The organism is Haladaptatus sp. SPP-AMP-3 (assembly GCF_049568665.1).
Taxonomy (GTDB): domain Archaea; phylum Halobacteriota; class Halobacteria; order Halobacteriales; family Haladaptataceae; genus Haladaptatus; species Haladaptatus paucihalophilus.
Genome location: NZ_CP145896.1, coordinates 18,458 through 32,556, shown reverse-complemented (window position 1 = coordinate 32,556; position 14,099 = coordinate 18,458). Strand labels below are relative to the sequence as shown.

The 14,099-nt window shown below is 55.9% G+C and carries 13 protein-coding genes and 1 pseudogene; 7 read left to right on the top strand and 7 right to left on the bottom strand.

Annotated features, from left to right (window positions below; all coding sequences use genetic code 11):
- Positions 1-246 precede the first annotated feature (246 nt).
- The 3 genes and pseudogenes from V5735_RS00140 to V5735_RS00130 form a co-directional block, all read right to left on the bottom strand.
- A pseudogene (locus V5735_RS00140) lies at positions 247-372 on the bottom strand (IS6 family transposase); the annotation flags it as partial.
- Between the two features lie 27 nt (positions 373-399).
- Positions 400-849 (bottom strand): type II toxin-antitoxin system VapC family toxin, encoded by a 450-nt coding sequence (locus V5735_RS00135; protein ID WP_423743109.1) that lies wholly within the window; start codon positions 847-849, stop codon positions 400-402.
- On the bottom strand, positions 842-1,195 hold the full coding sequence (locus V5735_RS00130; protein ID WP_423743108.1) for an HTH domain-containing protein: 354 nt from the start codon (positions 1,193-1,195) through the stop codon (positions 842-844). The genes V5735_RS00135 and V5735_RS00130 overlap by 8 nt, the downstream gene beginning before the upstream one ends.
- A 178-nt stretch (positions 1,196-1,373) precedes the next feature.
- Between V5735_RS00130 and V5735_RS00125 the strand changes: the two genes are divergently transcribed.
- The 4 genes from V5735_RS00125 to V5735_RS00110 all read left to right on the top strand — a co-directional run bounded on the left by V5735_RS00125 (position 1,374) and on the right by V5735_RS00110 (position 5,079).
- Positions 1,374-1,763, top strand: coding sequence for an SWIM zinc finger family protein (locus V5735_RS00125; RefSeq protein ID WP_423743152.1), 390 nt, complete (start codon positions 1,374-1,376; stop codon positions 1,761-1,763).
- A 21-nt stretch (positions 1,764-1,784) separates the two neighbouring features.
- Positions 1,785-2,354, top strand: a complete 570-nt coding sequence (locus tag V5735_RS00120) for a SprT-like domain-containing protein (protein WP_423743151.1) — start codon at positions 1,785-1,787, stop codon at positions 2,352-2,354.
- Positions 2,355-2,569: 215 nt separating this feature from the next.
- Positions 2,570-3,259, top strand: a complete 690-nt coding sequence (locus V5735_RS00115; protein ID WP_423743150.1) for a hypothetical protein — start codon at positions 2,570-2,572, stop codon at positions 3,257-3,259.
- 1,376 nt (positions 3,260-4,635) lie between these two features.
- On the top strand, positions 4,636-5,079 hold the full coding sequence (locus V5735_RS00110; RefSeq protein WP_423743149.1) for a hypothetical protein: 444 nt from the start codon (positions 4,636-4,638) through the stop codon (positions 5,077-5,079).
- On the opposite strand, the gene V5735_RS00105 is transcribed toward V5735_RS00110, so the two are convergent.
- The gene (locus V5735_RS00105) at positions 5,067-5,246 is read right to left on the bottom strand and encodes a hypothetical protein (RefSeq protein WP_395285867.1); all 180 of its coding nucleotides are present in this window, start codon (positions 5,244-5,246) and stop codon (positions 5,067-5,069) included. The genes V5735_RS00110 and V5735_RS00105 overlap by 13 nt on opposite strands.
- Before the next feature lies 1 nt (position 5,247).
- On the bottom strand, positions 5,248-5,502 hold the full coding sequence (locus V5735_RS00100) for a hypothetical protein (protein ID WP_423743148.1): 255 nt from the start codon (positions 5,500-5,502) through the stop codon (positions 5,248-5,250).
- Between the two features lie 159 nt (positions 5,503-5,661).
- Here V5735_RS00100 and V5735_RS00095 point away from each other — a divergent pair, with 159 nt between their 5' ends.
- From V5735_RS00095 to V5735_RS00085, 3 genes are read left to right on the top strand one after another with little or no spacing between them, the layout of a single operon-like run.
- On the top strand, positions 5,662-6,456 hold the full coding sequence (locus V5735_RS00095) for a hypothetical protein (RefSeq protein ID WP_423743147.1): 795 nt from the start codon (positions 5,662-5,664) through the stop codon (positions 6,454-6,456).
- A 3-nt stretch (positions 6,457-6,459) separates the two neighbouring features.
- Positions 6,460-9,570, top strand: coding sequence for a VirB4 family type IV secretion system protein (locus tag V5735_RS00090; protein WP_423743146.1), 3,111 nt, complete (start codon positions 6,460-6,462; stop codon positions 9,568-9,570).
- Positions 9,570-13,151: a type IV secretory system conjugative DNA transfer family protein gene (locus V5735_RS00085; RefSeq protein WP_423743145.1), complete on the top strand. Its 3,582-nt coding sequence runs from the start codon at positions 9,570-9,572 to the stop codon at positions 13,149-13,151. The genes V5735_RS00090 and V5735_RS00085 overlap by 1 nt, the downstream gene beginning before the upstream one ends.
- 55 nt (positions 13,152-13,206) lie before the next feature.
- Here the strand turns inward: V5735_RS00085 and V5735_RS00080 are convergent, their stop codons facing one another.
- Both V5735_RS00080 and V5735_RS00075 read right to left on the bottom strand, forming a co-directional pair.
- Positions 13,207-13,443, bottom strand: a complete 237-nt coding sequence (locus tag V5735_RS00080; protein ID WP_423743144.1) for a hypothetical protein — start codon at positions 13,441-13,443, stop codon at positions 13,207-13,209.
- A gap of 236 nt (positions 13,444-13,679) precedes the next feature.
- Complete coding sequence (locus tag V5735_RS00075; RefSeq protein WP_423743143.1) at positions 13,680-14,042, bottom strand: transcriptional regulator; 363 nt, start codon at positions 14,040-14,042, stop codon at positions 13,680-13,682.
- Positions 14,043-14,099: the final 57 nt, after the last annotated feature.

Below are 14,099 nucleotides of genomic sequence, written 5' to 3'. Positions count from 1 at the left end.
TTTTCGGCAGGCTTATAATTCTACTCAAGACTCAAGTGGGTAGAAGAGACTGTAAACCACTATTGAAATAATTCTCCTGTAGATTATGACATTCTATGACTGGAAAGAGGAAGGGCTTGCTGACGAGCATACCGTCCTTGATTTCAAACTCGGCTTACAGTACGGGCTGCTACGCGAATCCTGAGCCCGGATACAGCGGAGACTCCAATACGTCGAATCCTCAACGCTAACTGAACTCCGGCACTGCTAGTTTAGCACCTCCTCAACCGGCGTTTTTCCATCGAGGAATTGATGCGGTTTCTGATGGATGTAGTAATACACAAACTGCTCAAACCACTCGCGTGTGCTCGACTGACTGCCGACCCAAGAGTGGGATTCTCCTCGCACTCCTAACCAAACTCACTTTGGGAAGTGAATATCCGCAGGAACCCGAATCAGCCCAAGCGTCGTAAAATCCCGATCAAAAGCAAAGATATGCTCAATCTCATATTCACTGGCAAGGACCGCACTTGTGTGGTCAACGAACGAAATCTGCTGGTCGTCATAGCGCTCGAACTCATCACACGCCGCAGCAAACACGCCCTCTCCAACGGGAAGTATATTGAAACTCTCCGAACGGCGAATTGTCTGAAGCACATCGACCGCTGTCTTGTGGTTGACTTTCCGAGTGGTGAGCGTGGCTAACTCCGAGAGCACATACCGACTCGTGAACAACGGCTGATACGGAATCGCTTCACGGCGAAGCGCATCGAATACGGACTGGGCGGTCTCATGCCGTCCAGCACGTGCATTCACCCACGCAAAGAATGCCCCCGTATCGATAAACAGGGGCTGTGGTTGTTCACTCATCGCCACCGTAGAGGATATCGTCGATCTCGTCCTCCTCGACAGGTTCACCAGCGGCTGGCTTCAGCGACCAAAACGGATCGTCTGCATTGATTCCGCTCGGTTCCGCTGTATCCTCGTCGATCCACCAAATGACTGCCCCTGCACCAACCTTCCGACGTTCGATCAGTCCCTGCTCATGCAGCTGGACGAGTTTCTGACGGGCTGCTTCTGACGAGCAATTCAGTCGCTCGCTCAGTTCCTTTGCCGTGACGACCGGGTCACTGGCTTCACGGATCGCCCGAAGGACGGCGTCGAGGGTGAGTGTCTGGACGTAGCGACCAGTATCTCGGTTCCGTTCTCGGCTCATATCTGTCTGTAGTATTTCGACTGGTGTAAGCCTATTGGTGCGAAGCAAGAGGACAAGCTTTATTACCATTTGGTGCGTAGCAATTGGTAAGGAAGAACGGTGCCCTCGGGCGTGTGTAGAAACGCGCCGGGTGTACCAGCACCCGGCACTGGTCTTCCTGAATGAGGTCCAGAAGACCATGTCAACGAAAACGCCTAGTGAACTTGAAGCTGACGAGACGGCACAGAAACGCGCACAGTGGGAACAATTCTCCTTCGACGTCAATGTCCCCGGAATGGTCGACGTCACCAACGAGAGCCACGTGAACCCCGCAGACCACCAGTACACTGTCTCCATCGACGACGTGACCGAGGAACTGATGGCCTGCACGTGTCCGCACCACGTCCACCGCAACGCTTACTGCAAACACATGGCCGCCGTCGAAAATGCAACCGACGACGGGACGCTCGACGCATTCCCGTCCGAGGACGACGACGAGACCGAACCAGACAACTGCGACTGTGACGGCCTTGGTGACTTCCCGTGCTGGCCGTGCGTGCGAACAGGACGAAAGGAACTGCCGAACTAACCCCGTCTTCCTTTTTTATTAATGTCACGCCAAACAACGCTTTCCGATGTTGCCCAGCGAACGCTGACTGAGTGCGCGGATACGACCGAACGCGATGACACACCGACACCTGAACGCGATCTGCTCAACCGAGCGAAAGCACACGCGGCGGACGTCGCCGTTGAGCATTTCCCCGATTTGCCGATTGATGAGATTGTGTGGGAGGTGTCCCACCGACGACAGCGGTCGGCAGGAGCGACGAAATACGACCCTGCGAACGGCGAGATAACGATCTCGCTCGCTTGGGACGCTTTTGAGCAACACGGCTGGAAGCAATTCAGTTCGACGGTGCGCCACGAACTAATCCACGCATGGCAGTATCACGAGTTCGGCGAGGCAGATCACGGGCGAACGTTCGACCGGTGGATCGATGCCCTCGACACCACCCAGCACTGCGAACGCTTCACCACGCCAACGTGGTGGCTTGTCTGTGAGGACTGCGGCGGTCGGATTGCCCGGTATCGACGCTCGAAAACAGTACGGAACCCCGAGCAGTACAGTTGTAGCAAGTGCGGCGGTGCAATTCGTGTGGAAGGGGGCAACGGCTACTGACCGAATTCTCGCTTAAGTAGTTCTCGCGATAAGGAGTAGATACGAGGAAGATTTTCTCGAGTTGCAGTATTCTGCGTGAGTCTGTTCTATCGCTCTTGCTTCGGATGTTGTGCGTGCACAAGTTAGTAGATCATACTAACCTCCAGTCAGAACATTGTAAGCCGACCACCGCGATTGGAATAATGTTAATCCGGTTGTAGCGGCTATGGAACTGTATGTCTACAGTTCCATCCTATCCATCCTTGACGAAAATAGCCCATCGTCACATCATAGACGCCATCAATCAATATGAAAATAGGAGCCGAGCTGTCATGGATCATCTTGAACAGACATTGGGAGCAGATCGTAGTTTTGGGAAAGGCTACATGGTTTCATTTCCATCTCAACACGACGGCGATCATCTCGTAACGGACGATCCTTCGTTAACCGAGCAGAGTCGATTTGTCCTGAAGCTTTGCTTTCGTTGTATCGACGGTCGAGCACATCAGGACTGTTTTGTTGATCAGGAAGTCTGGGTATGGGAAGAAGCGATACGTCGAGGAGATAGTCGGTTCTTTGCTCCAATTATTGCAGCAGACAGGACTGGGGGGTGGGAAGTAATGCAACAGGCCGCACCATTGGGAACGTTGCCTGGACTACATGGACTTCGGAATGATGGTCGAATGCATGCTTATCAGATGCGCCGACATTTTCAAAGGGTACTCAGAAGCCGAGGTTGGGAACCACATGACGTTGAAGTCATGGCGCTCAACGATCGTCCGGTGGTAATCGACTACGAAGATGTCTACCATCAAGATGTCTTTAGTGGGCTCTACATGCAGTCATTTAAGGGATTTCCTGGCGGGATGAACTATACGCCCCGATCGAAACATGCGTTTTCTGAATGGAGTATCGAGCGTAATTAACGATGTTGTTACCATCGAGACTTTTGTACGCTGTCGCCGAAGATGACCAATAAAACGTGCCCGATCGGTGGACAGTCGGCCGGCAAAAACCAGACGGGGTGCCCACCCAGCTGAAACACACCGGATTTCATCTGCTTTTTCACCGGCTAGACAGTCAGCCCCAGGTCCTGACAGTCCCTTGGTGACACCAGAGTTCCGCTGTAAACAGCGCTTGCTCGACAGTCCCACCGTCACTAAACCTATCACTCTTATGCTAATACACAGAGGACAGTCCACTGGGCTCTAACCTGCTTATCTTCTGTGCTGCTCAGTTGTGGACAGTCCAATATGCTGCCCTGTACCGGTTCAGGCGCGGTGCCCTAACGTCCTGTGGACAGTCTGGTAGTGCTTTGCTGCCACTCACTTGCGCGTTCTGCGGAAGACGGTTGCTCTCATATTGGCACCCCAGTATGGCGCCCATGTGGCACCCCACCTCTGCCGTCACACGGGCATTCCGTGAGTACGTGCTGCTGGCACCCCAGTTAGTGTACCAAGACTGGTTGACCGCGTGTCGCTAATCGGCACCCCTCTCCAGTACGGATACTGGCACTCCTCACATTCAATTCGTGGTTTTCTCATGGCCTGGCAGGGCAGACTGTCCACTTTTCTCGTTCTATCACTGGCTCAAGGGTAATCACAGCCACACTCGCTTGTACTGGCCGTCATTTTACTCTGCTGCTGTCGCTGTGCTGTTGCTGTAATGTTGCAGCCTCCCCGCGGTACGGTTTCTTGCTGTGCGGCACATCGCCCGGTGTTACTCATGGCGGCTTGCCGCCAGTGATGTATCGCTGTTCCTGCTGGTAATGCACTCTCCAGCGCCTCCGTTGTTCGCACTGTCGGACTGCCCCCTTTTCGTTGTTCAGTCATATTCCTCTGGGTCCGGCACGGTTTGACTGTCCCACGGTCTCACCATTGGTTCTTCTCCTCGCGTGTCCTCGACTGGACTGTCCCCTCGTCCGCACTCACTTCGTTCTCGTGTGGCGTGACCACCGCGTCTTTCCTCCGGCTCTCCGCCTGTTGGGGTGCCCTATTCACACCACTCTAACTGAATTTTCTCGTGTGACAGTCTGGGGTGCCCTCTTGCCAGTCTCTGGCTCAGTATTCTTTCCTGTCGATGATTGTTTCCACCCTCTGACATGCTATTCTGGTAGCTTGCATTTGTTTCTCAACCGCCACTGCGAGATCGGGACCAGGTCGCCTGAAGGACCCAGTGTCTCACTAATCTCATTGTTATTTCGCTTCCGTCCCATGAGTGATTCCCCTCTATTATTGTCGGGAGGGGGAATTTGATGTACAATTGCCGGTAAAATTTTGACGGTCGTCGTGGTAGTGAGAGTATGGACGAACCCAAGTCATGGGATGTTTTGATCGACGAACTCCGTGGCAACCGCGCCGAACTCCTGTTAGCGATTAACGATAATTATCCGGCCGAGACACCGAAGAGTGAGCTTACTGACACCGTCAACTCCGTGAATTATCACCTCGACATTCTCGAAGAGTGGGGCCTGATCGAAGTCGTGGCTCACGAGCAGCAGGGCGGCCGAATCCCCGCGCGTGTATTCTCTCTTACCGACCACGGACGTGAGGCAGTCGAGGACTTGTTAGCACGGACGGGTGCTCGCCCGATACCGTCGGCTGTTGAGCAGCATATCGAGTCGCTGCGGAGTGACGTCGAAGACGCAAAGGCCGAAGCGCAGGCGGCACAAGACCGAGTCGAGGGACTCAAGGAAGTAGTGCAAGAGCTCGCGGCAGAAGTCGAAGCACAGGCTCAGGCGAAGTAGATATTCACAAAGAGGCCGGTGACGATGAGTGCGATAGCTACGGCGGCCATCCCAGGGATGACGAGTTGGAGGACACCAAAGATGATGAAAAGCATCGGGAGCCCTACGGCGAACCGCTTGATGGTCTGAACGATTTTCTGGCTGAACGTGAGGTTCGTGGAACTCATCTCATTCGTCAGTCTCGTTGGATTCATATTCGTCGAACCGCTCTAAAAGTCCTTCGCCGTGTTTTGACCGTGATTCGAGATCTTTTTTGATGAATTCTTGAAGCCGATCGCCGACTTTGGGGTAACTTCGAGGGACGGTTTGTTTCCAATCTTGCCACGTATCTTCCTCGTCGTCGGGTATCTCGAGCGGGTAGGTGATCATTCGTTCGTCAGGTGTTTCCGAGTTAGCCATAAGTATCTTCGTGGTTACCTCCACTATTGATAGCTTACTAAAGGTTAGCCATCATTACCATATGATAGCTAACATTTTGATAGGCTACCATGGGTTAGCTATTAGTATTCTCAGGTTATCTTCGAGGATGAGGTCGCCATCTCGAACGCACTCGGCCACGGGATAACCGCGGATTTGACTCGGGTGTCCATCGCGTCGAATAGCCTCAAAGGCGTGTTGCTGATCGGAATGGTCTTCGTCTTGTTTTGGAACGTCTGGATTTTCCTCGTCATCATCAGCCTCGTCAGCCTGCGATTCATCGGGCTCACCGCGCTGACCCCATGGATACCGTTTTTCTTCGCGTTGAAGTCACTCCCTGTCCGCGGATTGGGAATGGTCGGCGACGGTCTCACGAAGTTGTGGTTCATGCTCTCGCTGATTACACTCCCTGTCTCGATCGCCCTGTCAGTGGGTTTCTCGCCGATGACGACGGATATCTTCAAAACCTACGGCGTGAGTGGCCTCCAGCTCATCGCGATGCAGCTCGGGACGGCCGTTGCGTGTCTCGTGATGCCGTACGTGATGTACCAGAAAGGCGGGCAAGCACTCGCCTCTGTGGGAGTTATTGGGTCGGCACCCACCGCCGACGGCATGAAAGAGTCGTATGCGAACCAGCGTGAGCGAGCGGCAGAAGTCAAAGAGAACACGCGTCAGCGAGTGAATGGAGTTCGTGACACCCATCGCGGGTTGCGTGGTGCCGACCCCGTCGGCGACGGTGGCACCGGTTATTCGACGGGACAGGCCGGACGCCAGACCTTCCAGACGTACACCCAGCCGATCAGCCAACGGATTCAGAACATCCGTGGCGGCAGTAGCATCGACCCTGAAACTGGTGGCGAAATCCAGCACGGACTCGAGCGCCACTTCCCGGAGAACGACGAGTTAGAACAACTCCGGCAGGACCGACTGAACGAAATCCGAAACAAATTGCAGGATTAACTCATGAGTGACGACAACAGTGATTCCGGCGGCCGTATCGCCCTTGAAACGATTATCCCACAGGAAACGACCGGGAGCGTCTTCGCGACGGTACTCGGGCTTTCCATCGGGGAGCTAGCTCTGATTGTCCTCCCGACCGCTCTCTTAGCGTACATCGAACTGACCTACATTTCGGTGCCGGTGATGTGGTTTTTCATCTCGGTGGGGGGACTGGCGGGCGGGTTGTACTTCGCCGTCAAACGAACGCCGTGGTACGCGACACCGCTCGAGACGATATCGAAGAAGTTCGACTACCTTCGATCGAGATTCCGAATGCCGCTCGTGGGCCCGAACGCGGCGGACGTTCCCGGTGTGACGAGCGTGCATCCCGAGTATGATGCACTCGAGACTGACGATGGGACACTCTTCACGCACGTCTCGGTCGACCTGCAGAACGTCTCGGAACACGATCGAGCGGAGTGGATTCTCGACGCCGCAAGCCTCGCGAACGGTATCAACAAACACATCGCACAGGCCGAGTCAGATGGCTTCGATGTGAAGATTCACCTGCCACAGACGCCTCCGCGCGATATCTCACAGACGGACGCTCTCGACGAAGCGGCCTTCGATGAGACGCTTCCCCAAGCGGCCCGTGAGTATGCGAGTTCGCAAGCGGAGCACTACGTCGAGTGGCTGGCGACGTCGGGCATGATGGAACGGACGTGCACGATCGTCGTCTGGATTGCCCCCCACGAAGTTGAGACACCGACCGCCGATTCGGGATACATCGCACAACTCGCCGATCTCTTTGGCTCCGGTGTCTTCACGTCAGGAGATACGACGAAAGACAACCAAGCCGTCGCCCTCGACCGCCGGGTTGAGACAGTACAGAAAGCCGTTTCGAGTGTGTCGAACGGGACGCGCCTCTCTGCTGATGAGAGCGTGGCCTATCTCCGACAGTTCTGGTTGGACGAACAGACGCCGTTCAGCTACTCCGAGGTCACCTCTGACGCGCCAATACCAGATACAGCATACGTGAGTGACGACCCCGACGAGACGGACACTGACAACCAGAACGGATGGCAAGAGAAACTCCAGCCGGTGCGGGACTGGCTCACACAACAGACGTCCTCGAGCGCGCGTGAGCGTGCCATCTATGGTCCGGCGAACGTCGACGAGCAGGTCAACAGTGTGGGTGTCAACGACGACTTTTACACGAGCAGCCTGTGGGTTGTCGGCTGGCCGTCGTCGCCCTCTCCCGGCTTCCTGACCGATGCTCTCACTGTTCCGGGTGTCCGACTCGACGCGTCGCTCTACGTCCACGCAACGGACTACCGCGAGAAGATGAACGAACTCGCCACCGACCAGGAGTGGCTCTCGGCGATGGGGATCGAGAAAGAAGGGAAGCAGGCAAAAGCCGACGACGCAGACGTTGCGGCGACACAGAAGATTATCCTTCGTGATCACATGCGCGATAACGGTGTCGAGTGTTCTGAAGTGTCGATGGTCGTCACGATGCGCGCTGACACCCGAGAAAAAGCACTCAAGATTCGCAAGCACGTGAAGGCGGAGTTCCTTGGGCCGAACGATATCGTGGCGACCGAGGCGGACGACCGCCAACTCGCCGCGATGAAAACCACGAGCCCAACGCCCGGGGACGCGTTCGACGATGCCTCACAGAACGACACGCGGTTCGAAATGCCCTCCGACACGCTGGGAGCCATGTTCCCGATGGCGGGCGGCTATCAAACACATGAATCGGGAACCATCTACGGGATGGCGCTCGCACGCTCCGGTGCACCACTCGGCTTGCTGCAGGTAGACCGCCGAACGCTCTCCGTCCCGCATCGCTTTTGGGTCGGCCGGTCGGGATCTGGCAAGTCGTTCAACATCAAGGATTTGCTGATTGCCGATATGCTCCGCAAGCGCAACCTCCGAACGATTATCGTCGATATCGCCCGCGGGTTCGATGGCGTGGTTGAGACGTTCGATGGTGGGAAGGTGAAGGTTGGAGAGACGAAGATTAACCCGTTCGAAGTCCGTGCACCTGACGAACACGGGGAGGGCTTCACGGCTGACCTCTCCTCGAAGATCAACCTCATCGCCGATATGTTCTACCTCTACCTGCAGGAGAACGCGACGGATCCCGAAGAACTCCGTGCAACGTTGGTTGACCTAATTCGGAAAACGTACTCACAGGCGGGCATCACCGACGACCCACAGACGCATTCAAAGGAAAAGTCGCCAACGATGGTTGACTTCTTCAGTGTCCTTGGCGACGCGGCGAACAACCCAGAGGACTACACAACGGAAGGAACGGACGTCGAAGTTGAGGACATGATCGAGCACGCGGGGACGCTGCTCACAGCGCTTCGACCGTTCAAGCCGACACCCGACGACGAACCCGACGCCGCATTCGAATGGATGAGCGGCGAGTCGGACGTTGACCTCTCTTCTCGCGTGCTCTACTTCGATATGCAGAAGTTCGAGGGAAAACCCGCCGTCGAGAAGGGGATGGCGATGGCTTACATTCTCTCCATTGCTCCGGAAGTGGCGAAACAGACGAACAACTACGTGGATGTCGTCATCGACGAAGCGCACGATCTCTTCCGTGAAGCGGCACAGGCTGGCCGTCTTGAGTCGATGGTTCGTGCCGGTCGGAATGCCGGGTTGATGTTCGACTTCGTTTCGCAGGCAGACGACGACTTCAACGAGGACGCGGCGAAGCGAATCGCCAAACAGTGTGCCATCAGTGGGTGGCAGAATTTCGGGAAGATGGGGCTGTCTAACCCTGAACCGTTTGGGCTCACGGACATGCAGGCCGGACAGCTTGCTGGTGGGTTGGCCGCCGGTGACGATAAACGGACGACCTACAGCGAGTGTCTCGTCGATGTTGACGGCGACGTCTATCGGGTGCGTAAGCGCGTGAGTGACTACGCGAAGGCCATCCTCGACTACCGTGAGTCCGACGACGGCGACTTTGACGCCTATCTCGAGCGGGAATTGAGCGACGATGCCAGTGACGACCAGGAGGACAGTGAGACGGACGACACGGAACGGACCGACGAGATCGACGAGGAAGAGAGCAGCAGCGAACCACAGTCATTTGCACCGAAACCGATGGAGGCCGACTAATGACAACCGAAATCAGCGAACTCACCGAACGGCTCCGACAGAACCGCAAGCGAAAGAAGATCAGCGACGTTGAAGCGTTCGAACTCGGGGAGAAAGAACGCGGAATCATCGACCGAGAGAGCGAGCAGCTCGACAAACCCGTCTACAAGGTGCGTCCCTACCGCGGTGAGGGTGGGGTTCGCGAGGCGATCACGCTGTTGAACGGGATGCACGAGACAGCCGGGAGCCCCGAAACACACGCGTTCGAAATCGTGTATGATGAAGAGATTCTCGATTTCCGATTCGTCCCGGGATCGGGAATCATCGGGAAGAATCTTCGCGACCAATTGTTCGAGGACTATCCCGACTCAACCGTCGAGCAACTCCCCGAGGCGTTCCCGACATGGGATGAAGACGAGTACGTCGCTGGGGCGCGGATGCATTTCTTCAAGAGCACGGAGTACCCGATCCGGCACATCGATATCGACGGGTTCGGTGACGAAGATGGTGGTCGGAAGAACGTCCGGGATCCGTTCAAAAATATTCTGACAAAGGTCACAGGCGGAAGTACTGACGTGATGCTACAGGTCGTCTTTCGGCCCTCCCAACAGGGGTTCAGGTACCGCGGGAAGATGGCGAAGGTCGCCGACCGAATGCGAGCGCCGAACACACGCTTCCTGACCGATTACCCCGCGACTGACGTCGAGAAACAGGCAGCGGACATCATCGAGAACCAACAGAATGAGTCGATGTATGAGATCGAGATCCGCGTTCTAGCGGCTTCGAGCACGAAAGAGGCGGCCGAAGGCCGGGTTCACTCGGTGGTGCATGCGCTCGACGAGTTCTATGAATCGCACAATAGACAGGGATTCTACGGTACGCCAGTCGGGAATACGACGTTCAAGTCCGCTCGGAGCGACATGCATTCGTTCCTATCAGCGACGGCCAGCCGGTTGTTCGAGGACTACACATCGATGAAATGCACAGCGTCGGAACTGGCGGGTGTCGTCCATCTCTCCGGCGACGTGAACAATCCGCATATCGACTATTCCGAGTCACGCGCCGGGATTCCCGTCCCGATCGGGACACCACGCTTTGACTTCGCCCGTGCGGGGTTAGACGAGACGGCCACGCCATTAGAACGGCAAGTCGCGATGTTTAACGCGAGCGCCGCCGGAAAGCCGTACTGGATCGGCACCGGGGCACGGAAAGGTACCGAAGCAGGCATCCACGAGAATGTGTTCAAACGCCACGTGTTCGTTCCCGGTTCGACAGGATACGGGAAGACAACGTTGTTGAAGAATCTCTTCCGGCAGATGATGGACCGCGGTGTCGGTGGGATGTTCTACGACCCGAAGGGTGACGATGCAGAAGACGTCGTTTCACTCGTGCCCGAGGGTCGGGAGGACGACGTAATCTACATCGAACTCGGGGGGAACCGCGACAAACAAGTCGGTTTCAACTTCCTTGAAGTGCCGTCAAGTGCCGATCCAGACACGCCCGCGTACAAAGAGGCGGTTGAAGCGTTGGCCGACGACCTAGAGGCACTCATCTCCCTCGCTGGCGGTGAAGAGGACTACTGGGGGCCACGGATGAAGCGCGTCGTCCGGAACATGGTTCGGGGCATGGCAAAGGCAGGGTACGACTGTACGCTGTTGGATATGTATTTCGCCCTGGTCAGTCAGGAGCGCCGCGAGCAGTACGCACAGATGCTTGAGGACGAACGGATTGACTGGATTGTCGAGTACGCCCGTGAGCAACTGGCGGACATGGATGATTCGGACCTCGAACCTCTGGTTGGACGGCTCCAACAGTGGATCGAGAACCCGATTACGCGGGAACTCGTGTCTTATCCGAAGTCAACGTTCTCCGTCGAGGACGCAATTCGTGATGGGAAAATCATCATCGTCGAGGACAACACGACCTCCGAGACAGTGGGAACGATGGTTGCAACCGCACTCATTCGGCGTATCTGGGTGGCGGTTCGCGAACAGTCACGGATGGGTGAGAAACCGCCGATGTTCTACTCCATTCTCGACGAGTTCGACAAAATCATTTCGGCCAACTCGAATATCGCCCGTATTCTCTCGCTGGCCCGGTCGAAGAACCTCTCCATCATTGGGGCGTGTCAGGATCTCTCGAATCAGTTGGACGGCAAAGAGCAGATTCAGAACGCGATTCTCGGACAATGTGGGACGATTCTCAATTTCAACCCACAGCGACCGGGAGAGGCGCGTCTTATGGCGAAACGTCACAGTGAGGATATCGGACAACAGGACTTGGCCAACCTCGGTAAGTACCAACTCTACATGCGAACGGACAATGAGCACGGGGAACCCACCAAGACCTACAAGGTCGGCACGTTCCCTCCGATCGACGAAGTGGAGGACGTCGCCCGGACAGCCGAGGACAGAGAGGCACTCATCGAACGCTCGCTCGAACAGTACGGTGGTGATCGCCGGACGAGCGAAGATCAGAAACGCGATTCCAAGTTCTACGACTACGATGAGACTGACGACGACTACGAACTCACCGAGGAACGCGAGACGTTAATTCTCAAAGCCGCCTACGACCTCGCACTCACTGACGACGAGAACACGGATGGCTACGTCCGCGACGAACGCGTGTGGGAACAGGCGAAAGACTGGATGGGGTTCGACACCCTTCGCGGCACCCAGTTCTGGGGGATGGTTGACTACATCCCCGACACGCGATTAGACCGAAGCGAACGCGACGGGGACATGTACCTCAAGTGCACGCCGGAAGGCCGGGCATTCTTCCTCGCGACGGGTGTGTCTTCGACGTCGGGAAAAGGTAATCATCGCGAACTCCTGAAAGACGCCTACGACCCGCTCACCCGTGCCGGGTTGGACGTCCGACTACCCATCCAGACGGGAGAGGAAGCTGCCGATGGCATCGCGAAGGTACCGTTCGAGACGACCGTCTCTCTTCGGAACGCCGACGAAGTGCGTGCACAGCTCGAAGACGACTATCCGATCTTGTTCGAACTCACTGACGGGGCGGATGTCGCTCTCGAATCCGAGTCATCCACCGGGAAAACACAACCCTCACAGACACTCGTCAACCTCGGGAAAGCCGTCACGAACGGTCAGAAGTGCGTGTTCCTGTGTCGAGAGAAAACCGCGGATACCGTCGAGGGGACGCTCACGGACCCACCGTTCACGGCGAAAGATGGGTCGTTCTACAATCACTCGGGACATCCGGTACGGATCAACGGGACGACGTTCCCCCGCCCGGATGGGATGACCGAGACGGTCTGGCACGAGCGAAATGACCAGTATGTCCTCGAGGATCAAGACGGGCGTGTCTATGCCCGCTTTGATTCGCGCGACGCCATCTTTACGGACGCCAGTGCCTACCCTGAACGGCGACTCGACGGGGATGGTACGGGCTGTATCACGAGGCCCGTGATTCCCGGAGAGTGGTCTGCCGATGATTACGAGATTCTCATCGTTCCCGAAGACGCCGAGACACCGCAGGACATCGTCGTCCGTCGCGGTGGCGAAGACATACCGCTGGTCGAGTTGAACCGTGCGAAAAAGGGATCGTCGCCGTTCACCGAGCGATTAGACGCGATCTAAGAGCGGCAGGGCGTTGCTATTTACGAACTTTCTTCGGTGGCAGTTTTCCGGCTAGTTAGCGAGTAGTACCGGGAACAAGATCCCACACTTTCTCTGTCGCGACGTACTCGCCATCCTGCTCTTCGATGTATCCTTCAGCAAGGGCCTCGGCTATTGAGTCATCAATATCGCCGTCAAAGCGACCGTGCTGAGTTGCAATCACACCAATGTGGTCGCGATCGATTGTCGCACGGTTCTGCCCACCCGTGTTATGCTCGATAATTCGAGCGACGATTGCGGCATTCTCGCTCATATTGAGTGGTAGTGTCTGAACGTCGTTAAATCGGTGGGCGATATTGGTTAGTATGAGATACTAACCAACAAACGATTGCTTGTAGGCACACACTCTCGATCGACACAATTGACTTTGGGACGCCGAATTATGCGTCTCCGAGGACGTCAATGTGGTCGATTTCACTGCTGTTTATAGAGGTCAATGGAGATGTTCGGTTCATCAAATCTGTTCAACAGTAAAAATCCAAATTCGTCTTAGTCAGCAGCTATCTCGCCAGTGTGGTTGGTTGCGTCTTCCATTGGCTCACCTTCGAACACGACAGGTTTGACGAACACGTTCTTGTGAGCAAGCACTGGCCGCTTTGCACGACCGTTTTGCTCATATTCGACAACTCCAGCCTCGTATAGGATGTCAAGGTCGCGTTTGACGATACTGATGTCTCGATCAACACGGCGACCGAGATCTCGCATTGATTCGAGATCGTCAGTGGCTATCTCGTTGAGTAGCTCCATCCGTTTTTCTGTGAGCACTTCTTCGGCGGTTGAGCGGGAGAGTAGCAACACATCGTCGAAGCCAGCTTCCGCTACTCGCCGAATGAACTTTGTTTTCTGATTCATCCTAATCCGTTCCCGTCCGGCTGCGGTGTTCTGACGATACGCCTTCCCTGGCATCAC